A 20665-nucleotide genomic window follows, 5' to 3' on the forward strand; every position below is an offset into this window, starting at 1 on the left:
TGATCCACCAGCTTCTACAGATGTTTTATGTTTTTGGCAGTCCTGCCGTTTGTCGATCGGGATACGACTCCCTAGAATACAGCATATCCAAGGCATACAAAAAATTAATCTAAACATAGGTCTCCTAAAGCGACCTGAAACCGTTCATAAATCCATTTAAATGTAGTACTGAGGAGATGATTAATGGCTTCCGGAAATCCTTTTGGCGCGGAAAGTCAATTAAAAACAGCAGACGGAGAATTGAGTTACTTCCGCCTGCAGAAACTGATTGATGATGGCATTGGTGAAATTGAAACGCTTCCATATTCGATACGAGTCTTACTTGAATCTTGCCTGCGAAACGTTGATGGCTTCGTTGTCAACGAAGCCGATGTTAATAATCTGGCCAATTGGAGTGCTGAATCACCGAACCCAGTAGAAATCCCATTTAAGCCTGGTCGTGTCGTATTACAAGATTTCACAGGTGTTCCTGCTGTCGTCGATCTGGCCGCTCTCAGAAGCGCAATGGTGCGGCTCGGCGGTGATCCTCAAAAAATCAATCCACTTGTGCCATGCGACCTGGTGATCGACCACTCGGTTCAAGTCGATGAGTTTGCGACCCGGTTCTCACTGCAACACAATGTGGAAAAAGAATTCGAACGCAATCAGGAACGCTATCAGTTTCTCCGTTGGGGGCAACAGGCATTGAACAACTTCAGTGTCGTACCTCCTGCTACTGGAATTGTGCACCAGGTCAACCTGGAATATCTGGCCAAAGTCGTGCTCACTAAAGACGGCGTTGCTTATCCCGACAGTCTGGTCGGTACTGACAGCCATACAACAATGATCAACGGCCTGGGAGTTGTTGGTTGGGGAGTTGGTGGCATTGAAGCCGAAGCGGTCATGCTTGGCCAACCCATTTATATGCTGACACCAGAAGTTGTCGGCTTCAAACTCACAGGTGGACTTCCAGAAGGAGCCACCGCCACTGACCTGGTACTCAGAATTGTACAGATGTTGCGCGAGCACGGTGTTGTAGGCAAGTTTGTTGAATTTTACGGTCCTGGATTATCAAACATGAGTCTGGCCGACCGCGCTACCATTGCCAACATGGCACCGGAATACGGTGCCACAATCGGCTTCTTTCCCGTAGATGATGAAACACTGAATTACATGCGTCGTACCGGTCGAACTGAGGCCGAAGTCGATCTGGTAGATCGCTATTACAAAGCACAAGGTCTGTTCCGAACTGACAGTTCGCCCGAACCACGTTTCACAAGTGGCTTACAATTGGATCTTTCCACCGTTGAAGTGTCTCTCGCCGGACCGAAACGTCCACAGGACCGCATCGCCTTGACCGAAATGAAATCACAGTGGCACAGAGATCTGAGCGAAACATTCGGCAAATCTGATCCTTCGGAAACGAGTGTTGCAGTCGAATATGATAACCAGAATTTCAATCTCGAAGATGGGTCGGTTGTGATCGCCGCTATTACCAGTTGTACGAATACCAGTAATCCTTCAGTGATGATTGGTGCGGGGTTGTTGGCAAAGAAAGCTGCTGAAAAAGGCCTTACACGAAAACCCTGGGTCAAAACCAGTTTGGCTCCTGGAAGCCGCGTCGTTACAGATTACCTGGAAAAATCGGGACTCACCCCCTACCTCGATCAACTTGGGTTTAATCTAGTTGGCTATGGTTGTACAACCTGCATTGGAAACAGTGGGCCACTTCCACAGCCTATTTCCAAGGCCATCAACGAGAATGATATCGTCGCATCTGCCGTGCTTTCTGGAAACCGTAACTTTGAAGGTCGCATTAGCCCCGATGTCCGTGCAAACTATCTCGCCAGTCCTCCGCTGGTCGTTGCCTATGCTCTGGCAGGAACTACGGATATCGATTTGAGCACGGATCCTCTGGGACAAGATCAAGCAGGTAACGATGTCTTCCTGAAAGATCTCTGGCCCTCCCAGGCTGAAGTCAACGCGGCTATGGAATCTTCGATCACCCCGGAAATGTTCCGAGAACAGTATGGGAAAGCAACAGAAGGTTCTCCTGAATGGCAAGACATCAATGGCGGTGATGGGGACATTTTTGCATGGGATGAAAAAAGCACCTACGTGCAGGAACCACCTTTCTTTGTTGATATGCCAACCACTCCGGCTCCCATCAGTTCGATCACGGGAGCGCGTGTACTCGTTTCTGTGGGAGACTCTGTGACCACCGATCATATTTCTCCCGCTGGAGCGATCAAAGCCGACTCACCCGCGGGTAAGTATCTTCAGGAAAATGGTGTCACTCCCCAAAATTTCAACAGCTACGGTAGCCGACGTGGCAATGACCGGGTGATGACACGCGGAACGTTTGCGAACATTCGTCTCAGTAACCTACTCGCCCCCGGAACCACCGGTGGTGTGACCACTTACCTTCCTACCGGCGATCAGACTTCGATTTACGAAGCGTCACTCAAATACAAAGAAGCAGGTACACCTCTAATTGTGCTGGCCGGTGGTGATTATGGAATGGGTTCTTCACGCGACTGGGCTGCCAAAGGAACATTTCTGCTGGGTATCAAAGCGGTCATCGCCACCTCATTCGAGCGAATTCACCGATCCAATCTGGTCGGAATGGGTGTGCTGCCTTTGCAATTCCGTGATGGCGAAAGCCGTGAAGAACTGGGACTGGATGGAACAGAATCATTCGACATTGAACTGGATGACGATCTGAAGCCAGGTCAAGCCATTCGCGTAACCGCTACCAAAGCAGATGGGACTCAAGTTCTGTTTACCGCTCAGTGTCGTGTGGATACACCGGTGGAAGTCGAATACTATCGCAATGGCGGCATCCTCCATAAAGTACTCCGTGATCTGGCACAATCCTGATTCCTGATTTGATGAAACCAGTCTATGAAGTCGATCTGATCGTCGAGGAATACTTGAATGGTGCCCGCATTGATCGGTTTCTGAGTCGTCATTTCAGAAATTATTCGACATATCGTTTACAGCGTATCGTGCAGGCTGGCTTTGCCAGAGTCAATGAGATACCTGCCCATCCACTCCAGCGCGTGTTTTGTGGGCAGCAAGTCAGCATTGCGCTTGTAGAGCCTCCAGACAAAACCTATGAACCGGAACCGTTGCCGCTGGAAGTCCTGTTTGAAGACGCCTGGTTAATCATTATTAACAAACCTCCCGGAATCATTGCGCATCCGGCTGGTAAGATTTTATCAGGAACTGTTGCCAACGCACTCCAATTTTATTTGGATCAGCAAACAGGAATTCGTAGCCTGTTAAGACCGGGCATCGTGCACCGCCTTGATCAATTTACCAGTGGTATCTTAATCGTGGCGAAAGAGCATGTGGCACATCGGAGTCTTTCGATTCAGTTTCAGAAAAATCAAATCAGAAAATCGTATCTCGCGATTGTACGAGGCAGCCCTCAACAGGATCAATTTGAAAACCGTTCTGCCATCGGGGAACACCCCACACAAGCGGGAGTCTGCATGTCTACACATCCACAGGCACTGCGTGCAAAATCGGCTTTGACAAAATTTGAAGTGATAGAGCGTTTTCCACATAATTCATTGCTACGGGCATTCCCGCAAACAGGTCGATTGCATCAAATTCGCGTTCATCTGGCGGATCTAGGATTTCCCATCATCGCCGATGATTTCTATGGAAACGATGAATCTCTCTCTACCGAACGGCAACTCATTACGAGACAAGCACTGCATGCCGAACAAATTGAGTTCACTCATCCCATCACGAATCTATGTATGAAAATAACCGCTGGAGCACCCGATGACTTTCACCAGACGCTCCAGCGGTTACGGAGTGCCTAGACCTCAATGGTTTCCTGTTCGTCCAGTTCAGTTTGCGATTTGTCCTCGGTGGATTGTTCGGCATTCGCTTTTGTAAGTCTGGCTTCTTCGAATAAACGATCCAAACTCATTTTTTCCAGCCCATCAAAGGCGGCTACTTTATAGCATTCCGCCATAGTGGGGTAATTAAAGACTGCATTGCGGAAGTATTCAATCGTACCACCAAATGACATCACAGTCTGGCCAATGTGTACAATTTCTGTGGCAGATTCTCCGATGGCATGAATGCCAAGAATCCTCAATGTTTCGCGGTGAAAGAGAATTTTCAGCATCCCTTCTGTATCACCTGAGATTTGTCCTCGCGCAATTTCCCGATAGCGGGCTGCCCCCACTTCGTAAGGAACATGTTCTTCGGTCAACTGTTGCTCAGTTTTCCCAATCATCGAAATTTCGGGAATGGTAAACAGACCATAGGGCATAATATCAAAGGCCTCAAATGGTTCGTTAAACGCATTACAAACCACTCGTCTGCCCTGCTCCATCGAAACACTGGCAAGAGCAGGAAAACCGACAATATCGCCGGCCCCGTAGATGTGAGGGACCCACGTCTGATGTTCCTCATTGCACCACAGTCGACCACGTTCATCTGGTTCCAACCCGGCTGCCTGGAAATTCAATTCGTCGGCATCGCCTACACGCCCCACTGTATATAATACGGAATCGGCTACGAGACGCTTTCCACTTTCTGTCTGGACGGCTGCCATTTTATCGGAGAATCGTTCGATCCCTACAACCTCTTCTCCCATACGGAAAACCATTCCTAAAGAGCGGGCATGGTGAATCAACGCGTCAATGATTTCTTGATCGCAAAATTCGAGCAAGCGTTCTCGGCCATCTAAGACAGTCACTTCAACGCCCAATGTGGCGAACATAATCGCATATTCGATCCCAATCACGCCACCACCAACAACAATCATTGAACGGGGAATCTGCTGCAGATCGAGTATTTCGTCGGAATCAAAGATGGTTTTTCCATCAAAAGGAATGTGTGAAGGACGAGAAGGTTTTGTACCCGTCGCCACCAGAATATACTCCCCATACAATTTCTTTCGCCCCGTTTCGCAATCTACTTCCACGTCATGCGGACTGGCAAATCTGGCCTCACCTATGAATACTTCAACACCATTTCGCTCTAATTGATCGTGTATCACATCCAATTCATTTTCAGCGACGCTGGCCAGCTTCAAGCGGAGATCCTGCATTGTGATGCGGCGTTTTTTGCGATACTGCTTGCTATAAACATCACGATGACGATATCCAGTGAGATACAGAATAGCTTCACGCATTGTTTTTGAAGGGATCGTGCCTTTATGCAAACAGACTCCCCCCATCCCACGAAAATTGCGTTCAATAATGGCTACCCGCTTCCCCAGCTTCGATGCGGCAATCGCCGCTTTATGCCCAGCTGGACCACTTCCAATAATGACAAGATCGTATTTCATAGAACTATTCTCAATGTACATTTCTAACTTGACGGACCTGTTTCTTAAAGACGAGAGATCCATCCTCAAATGTCAATATAAGAAAACTGATTAGATTTTTTGCGTAAACAACAACCTTTCTCTTCGACAATGTGGCGAAGTAGAAAAGATATAAAGATTGAATCAATTCCTGAAACAAGCTATTTTGCGTATATCTTGACGGTTATACTATTTATGTTGCGTCTATAAGGATTGGTGCGCCAGGGATATTCCTCCCAATAAGGATAAACTAAGAGTCAGCCACTCTTTCAATATCCCTTGCTATGAAGACAAATTAAAGGAATCACTGATGAACTATCAGATCCGCAAAATCTGGAACGTCTCCGAGAGTGAACATACACCAGAAATGGTATTTCAGAATCGTAAAGCACATCGGCGGGAGTTTCTGAAAATGATGGGCTATGGTGTAGGAATCGCTGGTTTTTCAAATCTTCTTTCAGGTTGTCAACAAGCGACTGAGGAGGAAATTGAGAAAGCGGGTGCCGTTGCTCCACTACCTGAGGCGTTTCAATCGATCTACCCAGCCCCTCACAACCCCACTTTTAAGTATGGTCGCCCGGAGACGGTCCCCAAAGAGGCAGAAGAATTCACCAACTTTTATGAATTCACAGGTCCGACTACCAAAGAAGCCTGGAAGTACGTTGAGAATTTCAAAAGCACTCCCTGGTCAGTCAGTGTAGAGGGAGAATGTGAAAAACCACGCACATTTGATATGGATGATTTTTATAAGGAAATGAAATTTGAGGAGCGTGCCTATCGTCATCGCTGTGTTGAAACATGGGCCATGTGCGTTCCCTGGACTGGATTCGCTCTTTCCCATTTGTTGAAACTTGTAGAACCCAAGCCAACCGCAAAATTTGTGGCCTTCGAGACCTTCAACAAACCAAACGAAGCGCCCTATATGAAAGCAAATGGCACTGCATACTGGCCTTGGCCTTATACTGAAGGCTTGAGTATGGCTGAAGCCATGAACGAGCTTACGTTTATTGCAACCGGTCTGTATGGTAAGCCACTACTCAAGCAGAATGGTGCCCCTATTCGTCTGGTTGTTCCTTGGAAATATGGGTTCAAATCTGGTAAATCCATTGTCAAAATCAAGCTCACCTCCGAACAACCAGTTACCTTTTGGAATAGCGTCAACCCCGACGAATACGGGTTCGTGGCTAACGTCAATCCTGAAGTCCCTCATCCTCGGTGGAGCCAGCGTACTGAATGGATGCTGGGAACTGAAAAACGCTACGATACAAAGCTATATAACGGATATGGTGAGTATGTAAGTGGACTCTATACTGGTTAATAAACCACTGCACTATGGGCTAAAATACTGATTAGTCGACGATAAACGCCAAAAAGTCTCTGATCTGAACATGACTCAACAGTATTCATAAATTCATATCGAATCAGTAATATGAATTTATTTTATCATAGCCTAAACACAAGACTGAATACGCTTTTCGCTCAGAATACGTTAAATTAATCACTTGACGCTCTAGAACTCTAAACGCTACGATCTAAAATGAATTCATTTCAGGTCGTTACCACTGAGAAGCTGTATTACTGCCAAGTTCAATCATGTGAAACTACTTCAGAGTCACTTCAAGGGGATTAATTATGTTTTTTTCAAGTGTAATCAAACTTATGAAACCGACTGTGTTTCTTTTGATTCTTACAAATGCTTTTGGTGCGATTGCTGAGAAACCGATTGCAAAATTTTCCGTTGAAGTTGATCTAGGTAAAGATGTTGGTCAGAGCTTCGGGACGTTATTTGAAGTTCGCAATAAAAAAAATCAGGTGATTGCAGGGGCTGGATTCCTTGATGTCTATAACACACGGTTTCGCAGTGACAGGCATACTTTACAGTTCTTCGTTCGTCCGGAACACAATGCCAGAAACTTTTCTGTCAAGCGGTTATCACATCCTGATTTAGACTGTGGAATCTATTTACTTGACCTGGATCAAAAACTTCAGGCCTGGAGCAGCGTCCGAAATAACTTAGTTCGCTTGTGGAACCCAGAGACTCAAACATGGTCTGACGCACCAATTCCTCAAACAGGACGCGTTCTTCCTGGTGATGGAATCATGCGCCTGGGAAATGGAATCCTTACTTTTACTTCCGGCAAGGTCGCATTCAATGATCGCGTAATTCTGACCCCACCTGAAAAAGGGAGGTATTATAATTTTTATTATGCGCTGGGACGGTTATTTTTCTATCACACCGATCGAAGCGAGAAGAAAGGTTTCACAAAAATTTACGCATGCCCGTGGACCAGCGATTCAAAAGAGCCGATCGATTTAAAGCAAGCCACTGTCATGGATGCAAAATATGTAGGTGCCACACCCTTCGCCTGGGGGCAATACCGGGATGAAGTCCTTACAGTTTCGAACTATGGTGGCGTCTATGTATTTAGTGATTCACAATGGAAGACTTTGGCTGAAGCACAAAAAGGAGTGAGTTTTCAAGTTTATTCGATGCTGAATTATCATGACCGACTACTGATGGCGCAATATCCCACCGGTGAACTTTTTGAATATCGTGGTAAAGAACTGAAGCGCTTAAAAGGATGGCCACCAAAATTACCAGGAGTCTCTTCATCTGCACGAGAAGCTCAGACCATGGCCATCTATCGGGGTGATCTGATCGTGGGGGTCTGGCCATGGGCCGAAGCCTGGCGATATAACCTTGATGAAGAAAAGTGGCACTCAATGGGTAGACTGTTTTCTCATCCGGAACTCACCGACAAAACAACGCATCCCTACGAAGCCGAAGCCAAAAAATTTGAGTTGGTAGCCAATCATTGGGGACAACGTGTCACTGGCATGGTTCCACTGGGCAACGCGTTAATGCTCTCGACATCAACGAAGGGCACTTACCAATGGTTTGACAAATATAAATTTCTGACTGATGCCCAACGGCGTGAATACGGATCTGTAGTTGAACTTCAAATGCCTGGAAATTTAGCAACACAGATCAAATGGAAAAATCGCCCCATCCAACTTGAATTCGTCGTTGAAAAGAATCGACTCATCATTCGCCAAGATGGTAAAAAATTCGCACAAACGGAGTTTAAAGTCAACAACCTCAATTTTTTTCATGAAACTTCAATCAACTGGGGCCAAGGTGTTTTTGGAGATCTCAATGGTAAACTGAAGTCAAAAAAATCTACGGAAACAGCGAATTAAAGGACTACAGGGACTCCACCTCATTCGTAGCAAAGTAAATTATCCCTGCCGGAAAGTAGAACGAATATCAAGTTCCCATGCTCAATTGAAATGATCCCACATCAAACAACATTTATAAAAAAAGCACAGGTGAAGTCAACTTCACCTGTGCTTGTGATTGGTCATTCAAGCTAAGTCTGCTTGAGGTAGAGATTCGCTTAATCGTTTGATGAGAACATCATGACAAGACGCAAGACATACCAGAACAGTGTAGCAATCGCAGCAAACAAAGCCAATGATGCAGACACATACTGATCGGTCGAGTAGTGATGCAAAACATTTGATGTGTCATACAGAATAAAGCCACTCATCAGGACGATCATCGCAGCGGCAAACCAGAGCCCCAGAGAGAATCCGAAAATAGCAGCACCGATGGCGATGCCGATAGCTCCAAACATGGCGATAGTTAGAAAACCACCCATGAAAGAAAAATCTGCCCCTGTCACAAACACATAGGCAGTCAGTCCTCCAAAAATGCAAAGTGTGATAACCGCAGCAATAGGTATGACTGTCGGATTGGCAAATTGAGTTGCAATGTAAAGGATAGGCACAAAAATCAGGGCTTCGGCAACAATATAAATTCCCAAACCGGCATATTGTGTTGCGAGAGATTTCGCACTTGATGCCATAGCACTGGCAACCCAACTGGCGCCCATGAAGGCGATCAATACCAGCCACCAGTTACCACCGATGGCGTTCATCATACCATTTACTAAAGTATCACTACTAAACAGGATAAATTCCAACCCCATAAAGGCCATGATCGCACCAGCCAAGTGCATGTACGTTTTTCGGATAAAAGCGGCTCGCTCGGAGGCAATTGCGTCAATGGCAAAAACGCCTCCGCCAGCCGTTGTATCCTGGTCGTAATAATCAGGACTAAAGTTATTCATTGACAGTGTTCTCCAATTGAGTGAGTCGGGATATTCCGAGTGAATATGGATTGAGCAAAGGTATTATATTTCAATGAGCCTGCAGATCAATCTGAAGAGATGACTCACAGGCACGGTAATTATAGGTCACAGTGCACATAATTCAAGTAGCAACAATCTCCTTTTCGATTTTCCTAGGTCAACTGAAACTGATTCAGAAGCCGCAGATGCTGATTACTTGATTGTGCCTACGCAATGGTTGTGTTATTTCATACGTAAGTTTATGTCAAACCGGTCAATGAATTCTATCAAATTCATGTGAAAGCTTACGAAATATTTAATGAAATGAATGATTTAAAAGCCGAAAATAAACCTAAAACATGGGAATTCTGGATCGATGTGGGAGGGACGTTTACCGACTGTATCGCGCGGTCTCCAGAAAATGATTTCATTCCCTTTAAGACACTTAGTTCGGGTATTACCAAAGGTCGAGTTCAGAAAATCTCTAATCCCACCACCATTGTCGATTCTTCCCGCTGCGGTGCCCCGGCAGAGTTCTGGCAAAAGTATCAAATCGAATTTCTGAATGAAGAGGGACAATCCCTGCATTCGGCACAAGTGACGAACTTTAACTCCGTAAATGGCATTTTAAACTTCGAACCTCCCCTACCCGAGACGGTCAAAGAATCTACCAGCTACGAGTTGAGTTCAGGAGAAGAAGCCCCCATATTGGCAATTCGATGGATTCTTGGTTTAAAAAAATCAGACATGATCCCTCACATCAGTGTTAAACTCGGAACAACCAGAGGCACGAATGCCCTTCTCACCCGTAATGGAGCCCGTACTGCTTTTATCACAACCAGAGGATTCGCCGATGTCCTGTTAATTGGTAATCAGGATCGTCCCCATTTGTTTGATCTGGTCATACAAAAACCAGAACCCCTGTTCGAAACAACTGTTGAAATTGATGAGCGCATCACTGCGGAAGGGACTGTGTACTGTGCACCTGATCCGAAAACAATTCTGCAACAGCTGCAAACTTTGAAATCAACGGGAGTCGAATCACTGGCAATTTGCCTGCTGCACTCGTTTGCGAACCCGAAACACGAAGAACTAGTGGCTCGAATCGCAGAAGAGGTCGGATTTGACGAAATCAGTGTTTCAAGTCGCCTCTCACCGCTCATCAAAATCGTTTCCCGTGGCGATACGACAGTGATGGACGCGTATCTGAATCCGATCCTGAAAGACTATATCGGTAAACTCCGTACGCCTCTAAAAAATTGTGATCTGAAGCTGATGACTTCAGCCGGTGGTCTGGTTGACGCGACTCACTTTGTCGGTAAAGACAGTATCTTGTCCGGTCCAGCTGGAGGGGTAATTGGTTATTCATGCGTCGCAGAGCTAGCAGGTTTTCCGAAGTCCATCGGTTTTGATATGGGTGGTACGAGTACCGATGTCTCTCGCTTCGATGGTGAGTACGAACGCGAATTTGAAACGCAAAAAGCGGGTGTGCGAATAGTCGCACCGATGCTTAGCATCGAAACGGTAGCAGCCGGTGGCGGCAGTATTTGTGGCTTTGATGGTATCAAGCTACATGTCGGACCTGCCAGTGCGGGAGCCGATCCCGGACCTGCCTGCTATGGTCGAGGCGGCCCATTGACCATAACTGACCTGAATCTTTATCTCGGCAAAATTATTCCCAACCAGTTCCCGTTTGCCCTGGATCGGAATGCAGTTGAACACAGATTGACTCAACTCTGCCAGGAAATTGCGGCTTCACCAATGGGGAAAACGTACACTCCTCTTGAACTGGCAGAAGGATTTCTTCAGATTGCCAACGCAAATATGGTCCGTGCCATTCGCAATATCTCAGTCGCGCGCGGCTATGATCCGGCTGACTATGTGCTTGTCAGTTTCGGTGGCGCCGGATCACAACACGCATGTGCGATTGCCCGCGCTCTGGGAATTCGAGAATTATTGATTCATCCCTATTCAGGAATTCTGAGTGCATTTGGTATCGGCCAAGCTGATGTGCGACGTTTCGGTCAACAATCTGTTCTTAAACCCTGGTCCGCAGAACTACAACAGGAATTAGGAATCCGGTTTCAGGAACTTGACCAAAAAGTAAAAGAAGAAGTCCGTACAGAAGGAGTCCCAGAGGAGCGAATTGAAGAGCCACAGCATTCACTCGAAATGCGCTTTCTAGGTACAGATGCGACAATCCAAATTCTCTGTGTAGCAGGTCAAGATGAACTCGCTTGTTTTGAGCAAGAACACCAGCGCCTTTACGGATATAAACATGAAGGGCGCGTTGTTGAAGTGACCGCGCTACGGACAGAAGTTGTTGGTCGGATGGAAGAACCAAACCTGCCTGCCTCTGAAGTCATTTCACGAGTTCCCGATCCACTGAAAACAGTGGAAACTCATTTTCAGGGAAAGACACACAAAACAGGCGTTTATCTGCGGGATGAACTACGTCCTGGCGATCAGATCGCTGGCCCCGCAATTATCTGTGAAGCAATTTCTACAGTCATTATTGACCCCGGCTTTGAAGCCGAGATTTTGTCACGCGGCGAAACGCTGATTCACGAAACGATCAAAAACTCAGCGGCTCATGAAACGATTAGTACCGAAGCCGACCCGGTGATGCTGGAAATTTTTAATAATCTATTTGCCTCTATCGCCGAGCAAATGGGAATCACACTACAGAAGACATCCATCTCGACGAACGTAAAAGAGCGGCTCGACTTTAGTTGTGCCGTCTTTTCAGCCAACGGCGACCTGGTCGTGAATGCCCCTCATATCCCCGTGCACCTGGGAGCAATGAGCGAAACAGTCAAACGAATCATTGCTGATAACCCCAATTTAGCCCCTGGAGATGTGTATGTTACCAATGATCCGTATCGAGGTGGTTCGCATCTACCCGATGTCACCGTAATCACCCCCGTCCACGATCCGAATTCAAAGAAATTACTGTTCTTTACGGCCAGTCGCGCACATCATGCGGAAATCGGTGGGATCGTGCCAGGCAGTATGCCACCGTTTTCGAAAACACTCGCCGATGAAGGCATTCTGATTCGGAATTTTAAGCTGGTTGACCGAGGAATTTCATGTGAAGAGGATCTGAGATCCTTACTGCTGACAGGCGAATACCCGTCTCGTTCTGTCGATGACAATCTGGCTGATATCTCTGCACAAGTCGCTGCCAACAATTGTGGTGTGATCTTGCTTAATGATCTGGTTCTTCGCTATTCCATACCGGTTGTGCAAGCTTATATGCAGCACATCCAGCGCGCGGCGACGGAAAAGATGCAACTGGCCCTCGCACATATAGAAGATGGTCTCTATTCGTTTACCGATCACCTGGATCACGGCGCTCCCTTATCCGTACAAATTACGATTAAAGGGACATCAGCAGTGGTCGATTTTACGGGAACAGGACCAGTACTCGAAACAAACCTGAACGCCAATCGTGCCATTGTGAATGCCGCAGTTTTATATGTCTTTCGCTGTCTGATCCAAGAAGACATTCCTCTAAACAGTGGTGTCTTAGCACCTATTAAGATTATATTGCCAGAATGTTTTTTGAATCCTCCCGAACGGGAAACGCCTGCACAATGCGCGGCAATGGTGGGTGGCAATGTTGAAACCTCACAACGAACCGTCGATACACTACTTGGCGCCTTGAACAAAGCAGCCGCCAGCCAGGGTACGATGAACAATTTAACGTTCGGTGACGAGAACTTTGGCTATTATGAAACGATCTGCGGAGGCAGTGGTGCCACTGCCGAAGGAGTTGGCGCGGATGCCGTCCATACACATATGACGAATACACGACTCACTGACGCCGAAATCATTGAACGTCGCTATCCGGTGCGATTGCATGAATTTTCCATTCGCAAAAAATCGGGAGGAGCGGGACGGCATCCAGGAGGCAATGGAATTATCCGTCGTATTGAATTTCTGAAGCCTTTAAAAATATCATTGATCTCTGAACGCCGCGGAGATTACGCCCCCTTCGGTCTGGAAGGTGGTTCACCAGGCCAGATCGGAGAAAACCTGCTGCAAAAAGCAAACGAAACAAACGAGCAATCGCTAGCCGGTAAGTTTTCTCTGTCAGTTGAAGCCGGTGACCTACTAACAATTAAAACTCCTGGTGGAGGCGGATTTGGAACACAAGCATAAAAATGGAATTCTGCCGCTGAACTCAGAAGAGTTCGCAGTCCGTTAGTAATCTCATTCAACACGTTTTAGTTTCCAAATACTTGTTGCCTGATTTTAGTGATTGCCAGAAGTTTAGACGTTAATTATCGCGTTCAATATATTATTACTGGAATTAGCTTTGTGATTTTGATAGCAAGCCTGTAAGGTGTCGCATAGAGAGATTTTCATTCAAAAGAACATTACTGACCGTTTATAAATAATACAAAAAAGGAAAGCACCGTGTCCGAAAACCGACGAGAAGAAGTTGATTCTGCCTTGGCCGATGTTGATTTCGACAAATTCAACTATCAAGTCGTCTTTGAAACCAGCAAGGGAAAGATCCGCATGGATCTTTACCCCGACGTTGCACCAGGACATTGTCGTAATATTATCGGCCTCACCAAGATTGGGTTTTATGATGGAATTATATTCCATCGTGTGATTCCTGATTTTGTAGTTCAAGTCGGATGTCCTCAGGGAACTGGTACTGGCGGACCGGGATATACGATCGATGCGGAATTCAACAATCTTCCCCATGAAACGGGAGTGTTGTCGATGGCACGAACGAGAGATCCCAACTCAGCGGGTTCCCAATTCTTTATTTGCCTGGGCCGTGTTCCACATCTGGATAATCAATACACGGTGTTTGGTAAAACCTGTGATGCAGAAAGTGAAGCCGTCGTATTGGAAATTGGCAATGTCGAAACCGATCATGGTGATCGCCCACTGGAAGATGTGCAAATCACGGGATCTGAAGTCGTCGTTTCTGAAAAGTAGTTGTTATGGATGTAGATCGTTCCGCACTACAGACTGGTACGCAAGTTCGACAGGTCTGTCGTAGTGGTGAATTCACCGGGCAAACTTCGGGACTGGCTCTTGGCTTTGCCCAGGCAAATTTGGTGATTCTTCGTAAGCAAGACGCTGTTGACTTTCGAGAGTTCTGTGAACGAAATCCCAAGCCTTGTCCATTGCTGGAAGTGACCGAAGCCGGTGATCCTTGTCCCCACAAACTAGCTGAAAGTAGTGACCTGCGTACTGACCTCCCTCGCTACCGAGTCTGGAAGCACGGGGAACTGGTAGAAGAACCTACTGAAATTAGTCATCACTGGCAGGAGGATCTGGTCTCATTTCTAATTGGCTGTTCTTTTACGTTTGAATCTGCGTTAGTCAAAGCAGGGCTGCCCGTCAGACATTTAGATCTCGGTGTGAATGTGCCCATGTACCGTACCTCAATCAATTGTGAATCTGCCGGTATGTTTTCCGGACCGCTCGTCGTTTCGATGCGCCCCTTTAAGCCCGCCGATGCCATTCGCGCAGTTCAAATCACCAGTCGTTTTCCTGCTGTGCATGGAGCTCCCATACATCTGGGATTCCCGGAACAGATTGGAATTTTGAATCTCAATCAACCCGATTTTGGTGACTCTATACCGGTAGAATCAGATGAACTGCCTCTGTTCTGGGCCTGTGGAGTAACACCTCAAGCTGTGTTGATGCAGGCAAAGCGAGAATTTGCAATCACACACAGTCCCGGCTGTATGTTCGTTTCTGACGTGAAAGAGGCCACACTGGCAGTCTCTTAAATTTTCGAGGCCTGCTGACTTAAGAATGCGATTCCATTGGGGATGACTCTTCAGCAACCAAATCATTTTGTGGTAGGTGCACAGAGCGAATACGATAGTTTTCCCACATCAATGAATAAGCAAAACAAGGCTCTTGTTTCAAACTATAAGCCACTGGCTGACTTTCCCAGAAACTCATGACATTACCTTGCGGTGGGTTTGTATAGAGTCGATGCTTACAATGAGGACAAACCATCCCCACTGGTGTTGCCTGATCTTCAACACATTGATGCTCTAAACAAATTGTTTTTTGTCGGTTGCTCATATATTAAATTATATCCGGCTGGTGACAGGCTCCTCCAGTATTTTCCCCAGTTCCCCATGGGAAATCCTTGAAAGACGAAAATTGCCACTCACTTTTATAGATTTTCCTCAACCTTTGAATCCTACTGAATTCATAGATTCTGCAAAATCGCTCCAGATGTCATGATTAGACCATGATTTACCTCAAACAAGCCAAGCCTAACCGATTCCGATAGTTGGATCCCTCGGAACATCGCATCCTGTAAACCAGTTTGGTATAAAATAAGACTCAGTCTAAAGTTGCTCAATCGATTGAATGACCGTAGATTAACCCTTATCTGAACACAGATTCTGGTACTTTATAAATGGCAATTAACCTTTCAGAACAACTAAAAGGTGTTCTCCCTCCCGTAGTCACTCCGTTGACACCAGATCGCAGGCTTGATGCTGCTTCGGCGGAATCAGTTTACCGATTTATGTTGAAACAGGGTGTGCATGGGCTATTTCTATTTGGTACGTCGGGGGAAGGGCCATTGCTAAGAGAGGCGGACCGGGAGCAAGCAACAGAAATCGCAGTCAAAGTCATTGATGGCAGCGTCCCTCTCTTAGTAGGTGTGATTGCACCAGGAACTGAGCAAATTATTGAACAAGCAATAGTTGCCAAATCTCAGGGTGCAGATGCAATCGTCGTTTGCCCTCCCTTTTACTATCCAGCCAGTCAAGCTGACATGCTAGTGCATTATCGTACTATTCGAGAATCCGTTGACCTTCCGATTTTTGCTTACGACATTCCCGTGATGACTAAAGTCAAAATAGAACTGGAAACTCTGATGACGTTGGGAAAGGAAGGCACCATCATCGGAGTCAAAGACTCAAGCGGCGATGCCGTCAGCTTTCATCGTCTGGTCGCAAGTAAACCTCCGGGAATGAAACTATTTACGGGAGCCGAAATGCTGGTACACGCCGTTGTCCTGGCTGGTGCTGATGGAACAGTCCCGGGGCTGGCTAATGTAGGTCCGGAATTATTTGTACAACTTTATGAAGCAGCGGCAGCGGAAAATCATCAGGAAGCGGTTAGACAACAGGAAGCCATCGTCCGATTGTTTGAAGTGTTTGTCTGTTCGGATGGAACCATCAAAGTGGGATATGTGATTGGCGCCATGAAAACAGCCCTGAGGTTGCGCGGGGTAATTGAACACGACACACTGTTTCATCCGTTCCCAGCCTGCACTCCTGAACTGATTGAACGAACCAAAGGCATCATGGAAGAAGTTGGTTGTCTGTGATATTCCCCAAATGTCTGTCCTCTTAATTTTACTTACTGGATTGAAATAAACGTTATGAGTGGAGTTTTAAACGAACGCGCGTGCCGACTGGCAGAATACCTGCTGGCAAAAGCGGGTGAACTGAAAGTCATTCCACATACACTGGAGAATGGTGCTACCATTGTTGACTGTGGAATTGAAACGCCCGCTGGCATTCAAGCCGGTTTATTACTCGCCAGAATCTGCATGTCCGATCTCGGAGATGTACAACTCGTTCCGGGGACACTGGAAGGACAGACGCTACCCTATTTGCAGGTACAAACTGACCACGCCGTCGAATCCTGTCTGCTCAGTCAGTACGCGGGCTGGAAAATTGATGTCGATGATTTTTTTGCAATGGGGTCTGGTTCAATGAGGGCAGCTGCTGAAAAAGAAGACTTATATCGAATACTGGCGTTTGGTGAGACACCTGCCAAAACGGTAGGTATTCTAGAAGCAAATACGCTTCCCAGCGTGAATGTAGTCGAAATGATCTCTAAAGCTACTGGAGTTGAGTCGAAAAATATTACCTTGCTTGTGGCTCCCACGTCGAGCATTGCTGGTAATATTCAGGTCATTTCTCGCTCGGTTGAAACCGCTATGCACAAACTGTTTGAATGCGAGTTCGACGTCCATCGTATTCAGGCAGGTTATGGCATAGCTCCTCTGGCTCCTGTTGCGAAAGATCATCTGTCGGGCATTGGACGTACAAACGACGCAATTCTTTATGGAAGTTCGGTGACACTCTGGGTTACAGGCGACGATAAGTCTCTCCAGGAAATTGGCCCTTCAATTCCCTCCAGCTCGGCTGCCTGTTTTGGAAAACCGTTTCTTGAAGTCTTCAAAGAAGCGAACCATGATTTCTATGAAATCGATCCCAGCTTTTTCAGTCCAGCAGTCATTATCTTTCAAAATCTCGATACCGGAAACGTTTTTCAGTTTGGTCAAACAAATACCACATTGTTAAAAAACAGTTTTGGTTTCTGAGTTTCTTTTGGCATATTTTAAGTGGATTTTTTTGTGCGGATCGCCATTCTTGGAAATAAGGGAAGCTGGTACTGTAAAAAGCTGAGCGATGCTGCAAATACACGCGGACATGCGGCATTCCGACTTGAATTCCGTGATTTAGCTTCTCATGTTTTGGAAATGCAACAGGAGCAGTTTTTTAGTTTTGACACGGATAGTAACCATAACAGGCTGACCGACTTTAGTTGTCTCATTATTCGCACAATGCCCCCTGGCTCGTTAGAGCAAGTCGTTTTTCGCATGGATCTCTTAGGACGCCTGGAACATTCAGGAGTCACCGTCTTCAATTCACCTCGATCAATTGAGTGTGCGGTTGATAAATATCTGACTACATCACGTCTGGCAGCAGCGAAGCTACCAGTGCCCACGACGGCTGTTTGCGAATCATCTGAAGCAGCCATGCAGCAATTTCAACAAATGGGAGGCGATGTTGTTGTCAAACCCTTGTTTGGCTCCGAAGGTCGAGGCATCTTTCGTATTAGTGATCCTGATCTCGCCTACCGTTCCTTCCGCACTCTGGAACGTACACAAGCAGTAATATATCTGCAACAATACATTTCACATCCTGGCTATGATACTCGTATCCTGATTCTCAATGGAAACGTAATTGGGGCTATCCGCCGTCACAGTAATAATGATTTTCGCACTAATCTTTCGCGGCAAGCGCATGCTGAATCCTATCTTCCTAATGACCTCGAAGCAGAACTTGCGATTCGCGCCGCGGAATTAACATATACCGAATTTGCAGGTGTAGATTTACTTTATCGATCAGATTCTCCAAATGAGTGCTACGTGTTGGAAGTCAATGCAGTTCCGGGTTGGCGCGGCTTTCAATCTGTAACAAAAGTGGATGTCGCTTCTCTGGTAATTGAATATCTGGAACAGAAACGAAACAATGTAGATTCATCGCAAAGTTAAATATCGAATACTCCTGAAAAGGTCGGTCATGTGGAACTAAATACACTCTTAACTGCTTTACAAACTCATTTACCTGAGATTTTGCGGTGGTCAGGCGCTATTGCCAAACGTTTAAGACACTTCAATATCGCGGTTGAAAATAAATCTTCGGGTAGCGCACTGACAGACGCATTGACATTGGCAGATTTAACTCTGCAAGAATTGATCGTAGCCGCACTCCGTGACCGCGATCCGATTTTCCTGGAATGCAGAATGGAGGCAGAAGAAAAAACAGGAGACCTCAACCGTTTTTCAGAGGACTCTCCCTACGTTCTTTCAATTGACCCAATAGATGGCACCAAACAGTATCGCGATAAAACCGCAGATGGTTATTGTGTGATGATCCATCTACGAGATAGTGAAACCGTCCACTACTCACTAGTATATATTCCGGAAACCGGCGATCAGGGAACCTGGGTAGAAGCCGTTCACCAAAGGGTGGTGTGTGGCCCCGATGACTTGAACCGTCCAGCACGTGAGGTTCTGGATGCTATGCCGACCATCGATCCCCAGTCAAGATCAGAGTCAAATCGAATATACCTAATCGGCTTTCAAAACAAAGATACTTCGAATGCCCAACTCGTGACTGAAGCGGGACTAAAAGGAGTTCCTCCGGAAGAAATGCCGGGGAGCATTTACGATCATCTAGCGACCGGAGAATTTGGGGGCTCTCTCATTCATACTCCCAATGTTTACGATTTTCCGGTTTCATTACACATTGCCCGGATACTAGGCGGGGATGCTGTCTGGGTACACAATGGTGCTTCAGTGAATTTCCATGAACATTGGCTGGATGATCGAGCTGACATGTTGCGTTTGCCAGGGATTACGGCCTGCAGTGCCAATCCTCAAACGTTAGAGATTCTTTGCCAGTTGGCGAAAGACTGGAGTCAAATTCGTTATGAAGATTGAATGGAAGTCGTCGCTGGCTCTGTTGGTTTGGTAGCTTCAACAATGATACCTCCCAGCTTCAAGAACTGATGAATTGGCGTAAACCAAAGTTGTTCTTTCCATGGCAACCCCGAGTCCTCGAATGCTTGTTCTAACTCAACACGGTTATAAGTGCGACATTTCCAGGTGCGACTGTTTAACATTCCGGAGAATTTGTCCTCAGTTGCCAGTAGAAACAGACTACCCCCCGGCTGAAGTACACGATAAATCTCTGACAATCCATGTCTTGGATCTGTTACGTACTCCAATACCCAACCACAGGTAACACAATCAAATGATTCATCCAAAAAAGGTAGATTCGTAAGGTCAGCTGAAAGGTAGTTGGGGCGCTGGCTATCCATTCGGCTCCTGGCACGTTTTAACATTTGATGCGATAAATCGCAGGCTACCAGCCGTGCATCCGGATGAGTTTCACGAAGTAGGTGCCCCAGAATCTGCCCTGCTCCAGAACCGATATCTAAAATGCTGCGAAACTCTGTGACATCAAAACGGCGGGTTTTGATAATACGACCAACTAGTGGGTCATGCAGTGATAATTTACTCGCTAAATAAAGAACCGCTCCTGCAGGACCGTCATAGAGTTTTCGCGTCGTGGATTGAAACTGGGTTTGATCAACTTGATTTCCACCACGAAATTCAATCAGTGATTTCAATGATTTTTTTAAGCGTATCCGTTTTTTACCAGTTTTTTGGGGAGAACTTAATGGAGCCATATTTCACTGTACTTATAAAATTTAGTTAGGAATTTTGAAGATAAAATTAATTCTGGAATCAAATCGTAAGCATCTTAACTATCAAGCAATGAGAATTCGCTATGATTTCCCACATTCTTAAAAATAGCCAAAGAACATTCTTTTTATAAGTGTCATAAGCGTGCCAATGATAATAACTTATGAATGTCGAATATTCCAGCAGCTTGATCAATGCAATTTGAAC

At 46.2% G+C, this 20665-nt stretch carries 15 protein-coding genes; 11 read left to right on the forward strand and 4 right to left on the reverse strand.

Features of this window, described 5'->3' with window-relative positions:
• Positions 1-183 precede the first annotated feature (183 nt).
• Together acnA and V202x_RS24545 are read left to right on the forward strand one after the other, a co-directional pair.
• Positions 184-2859, forward strand: a complete 2676-nt coding sequence (gene acnA, locus V202x_RS24540; RefSeq protein WP_145179436.1) for an aconitate hydratase AcnA — start codon at positions 184-186, stop codon at positions 2857-2859.
• 11 nt (positions 2860-2870) lie between these two features.
• Positions 2871-3815, forward strand: coding sequence for an RluA family pseudouridine synthase (locus V202x_RS24545; RefSeq protein WP_145179437.1), 945 nt, complete (start codon positions 2871-2873; stop codon positions 3813-3815).
• On the opposite strand, the gene sthA is transcribed toward V202x_RS24545, so the two are convergent.
• Complete coding sequence (sthA, locus tag V202x_RS24550; RefSeq protein ID WP_145179438.1) at positions 3812-5296, reverse strand: Si-specific NAD(P)(+) transhydrogenase; 1485 nt, start codon at positions 5294-5296, stop codon at positions 3812-3814. The genes V202x_RS24545 and sthA overlap by 4 nt on opposite strands.
• A 328-nt stretch (positions 5297-5624) precedes the next feature.
• Between sthA and msrP the strand changes: the two genes are divergently transcribed.
• Both msrP and V202x_RS24560 read left to right on the forward strand, forming a co-directional pair.
• The gene (gene msrP / locus V202x_RS24555; protein ID WP_145179439.1) at positions 5625-6632 is read left to right on the forward strand and encodes a protein-methionine-sulfoxide reductase catalytic subunit MsrP; all 1008 of its coding nucleotides are present in this window, start codon (positions 5625-5627) and stop codon (positions 6630-6632) included.
• Between the two features lie 314 nt (positions 6633-6946).
• Positions 6947-8515: a hypothetical protein gene (locus V202x_RS24560; protein ID WP_145179440.1), complete on the forward strand. Its 1569-nt coding sequence runs from the start codon at positions 6947-6949 to the stop codon at positions 8513-8515.
• Positions 8516-8712: 197 nt separating this feature from the next.
• Here V202x_RS24560 and V202x_RS24565 read toward each other — a convergent pair whose 3' ends face one another.
• A complete protein-coding gene (locus tag V202x_RS24565) occupies positions 8713-9447 on the reverse strand; it encodes a Bax inhibitor-1 family protein (RefSeq protein WP_145179441.1) in 735 nt (244 codons plus the stop codon).
• A gap of 324 nt (positions 9448-9771) precedes the next feature.
• On the opposite strand from V202x_RS24565, the gene V202x_RS24570 reads away from it, so the two are divergent.
• The 3 genes from V202x_RS24570 to V202x_RS24580 all read left to right on the forward strand — a co-directional run bounded on the left by V202x_RS24570 (position 9772) and on the right by V202x_RS24580 (position 15209).
• A complete protein-coding gene (locus V202x_RS24570) occupies positions 9772-13611 on the forward strand; it encodes a hydantoinase B/oxoprolinase family protein (RefSeq protein ID WP_232098685.1) in 3840 nt (1279 codons plus the stop codon).
• 258 nt (positions 13612-13869) lie between these two features.
• Positions 13870-14406 carry a peptidylprolyl isomerase gene (locus V202x_RS24575; RefSeq protein WP_145179443.1) on the forward strand — a complete coding sequence of 179 codons (537 nt, stop codon included), beginning with the start codon at positions 13870-13872 and terminating at the stop codon, positions 14404-14406.
• A gap of 5 nt (positions 14407-14411) precedes the next feature.
• On the forward strand, positions 14412-15209 hold the full coding sequence (locus tag V202x_RS24580; RefSeq protein ID WP_145179444.1) for a putative hydro-lyase: 798 nt from the start codon (positions 14412-14414) through the stop codon (positions 15207-15209).
• A 19-nt stretch (positions 15210-15228) separates the two neighbouring features.
• Here V202x_RS24580 and V202x_RS24585 read toward each other — a convergent pair whose 3' ends face one another.
• The gene (locus V202x_RS24585) at positions 15229-15513 is read right to left on the reverse strand and encodes a hypothetical protein (protein WP_145179445.1); all 285 of its coding nucleotides are present in this window, start codon (positions 15511-15513) and stop codon (positions 15229-15231) included.
• A 343-nt stretch (positions 15514-15856) separates the two neighbouring features.
• Here V202x_RS24585 and V202x_RS24590 point away from each other — a divergent pair, with 343 nt between their 5' ends.
• Genes V202x_RS24590 through V202x_RS24605 form a run of 4 tightly spaced genes read left to right on the forward strand, consistent with a single transcriptional unit; the run spans position 15857 to position 19690 of the window.
• Positions 15857-16777 (forward strand): dihydrodipicolinate synthase family protein, encoded by a 921-nt coding sequence (locus V202x_RS24590; protein WP_145179446.1) that lies wholly within the window; start codon positions 15857-15859, stop codon positions 16775-16777.
• 54 nt (positions 16778-16831) lie between these two features.
• The gene (mch, locus tag V202x_RS24595) at positions 16832-17782 is read left to right on the forward strand and encodes a methenyltetrahydromethanopterin cyclohydrolase (protein ID WP_145179447.1); all 951 of its coding nucleotides are present in this window, start codon (positions 16832-16834) and stop codon (positions 17780-17782) included.
• Positions 17783-17815: 33 nt separating this feature from the next.
• Positions 17816-18739: a RimK family alpha-L-glutamate ligase gene (locus V202x_RS24600; RefSeq protein ID WP_197993082.1), complete on the forward strand. Its 924-nt coding sequence runs from the start codon at positions 17816-17818 to the stop codon at positions 18737-18739.
• 30 nt (positions 18740-18769) lie between these two features.
• On the forward strand, positions 18770-19690 hold the full coding sequence (locus V202x_RS24605) for an inositol monophosphatase family protein (RefSeq protein WP_145179449.1): 921 nt from the start codon (positions 18770-18772) through the stop codon (positions 19688-19690).
• On the opposite strand, the gene V202x_RS24610 is transcribed toward V202x_RS24605, so the two are convergent.
• A complete protein-coding gene (locus V202x_RS24610; protein WP_145179450.1) occupies positions 19678-20442 on the reverse strand; it encodes a class I SAM-dependent methyltransferase in 765 nt (254 codons plus the stop codon). The two genes, V202x_RS24605 and V202x_RS24610, sit on opposite strands and share 13 nt — an antisense overlap.
• Positions 20443-20665 lie beyond the last annotated feature (223 nt).

Origin of the sequence: Gimesia aquarii (genome assembly GCF_007748175.1) — a bacterium.
GTDB classification, from domain to species: domain Bacteria; phylum Planctomycetota; class Planctomycetia; order Planctomycetales; family Planctomycetaceae; genus Gimesia; species Gimesia aquarii_A.

Coding starts and splice junctions, on each gene's coding strand:
- V202x_RS24565 (WP_145179441.1), bottom strand. CDS start 9,447: ATGAATAACTTTAGTCCTGATTATTACGACCAGGATACAACGGCTGGC.
- mch (WP_145179447.1), top strand. CDS start 16,832: ATGAGTGGAGTTTTAAACGAACGCGCGTGCCGACTGGCAGAATACCTG.
- V202x_RS24580 (WP_145179444.1), top strand. CDS start 14,412: ATGGATGTAGATCGTTCCGCACTACAGACTGGTACGCAAGTTCGACAG.
- sthA (WP_145179438.1), bottom strand. CDS start 5,296: ATGAAATACGATCTTGTCATTATTGGAAGTGGTCCAGCTGGGCATAAA.
- V202x_RS24610 (WP_145179450.1), bottom strand. CDS start 20,442: ATGGCTCCATTAAGTTCTCCCCAAAAAACTGGTAAAAAACGGATACGC.
- V202x_RS24560 (WP_145179440.1), top strand. CDS start 6,947: ATGTTTTTTTCAAGTGTAATCAAACTTATGAAACCGACTGTGTTTCTT.
- V202x_RS24545 (WP_145179437.1), top strand. CDS start 2,871: ATGAAACCAGTCTATGAAGTCGATCTGATCGTCGAGGAATACTTGAAT.
- V202x_RS24590 (WP_145179446.1), top strand. CDS start 15,857: ATGGCAATTAACCTTTCAGAACAACTAAAAGGTGTTCTCCCTCCCGTA.
- acnA (WP_145179436.1), top strand. CDS start 184: ATGGCTTCCGGAAATCCTTTTGGCGCGGAAAGTCAATTAAAAACAGCA.
- V202x_RS24585 (WP_145179445.1), bottom strand. CDS start 15,513: ATGAGCAACCGACAAAAAACAATTTGTTTAGAGCATCAATGTGTTGAA.
- msrP (WP_145179439.1), top strand. CDS start 5,625: ATGAACTATCAGATCCGCAAAATCTGGAACGTCTCCGAGAGTGAACAT.
- V202x_RS24570 (WP_232098685.1), top strand. CDS start 9,772: ATGAATGATTTAAAAGCCGAAAATAAACCTAAAACATGGGAATTCTGG.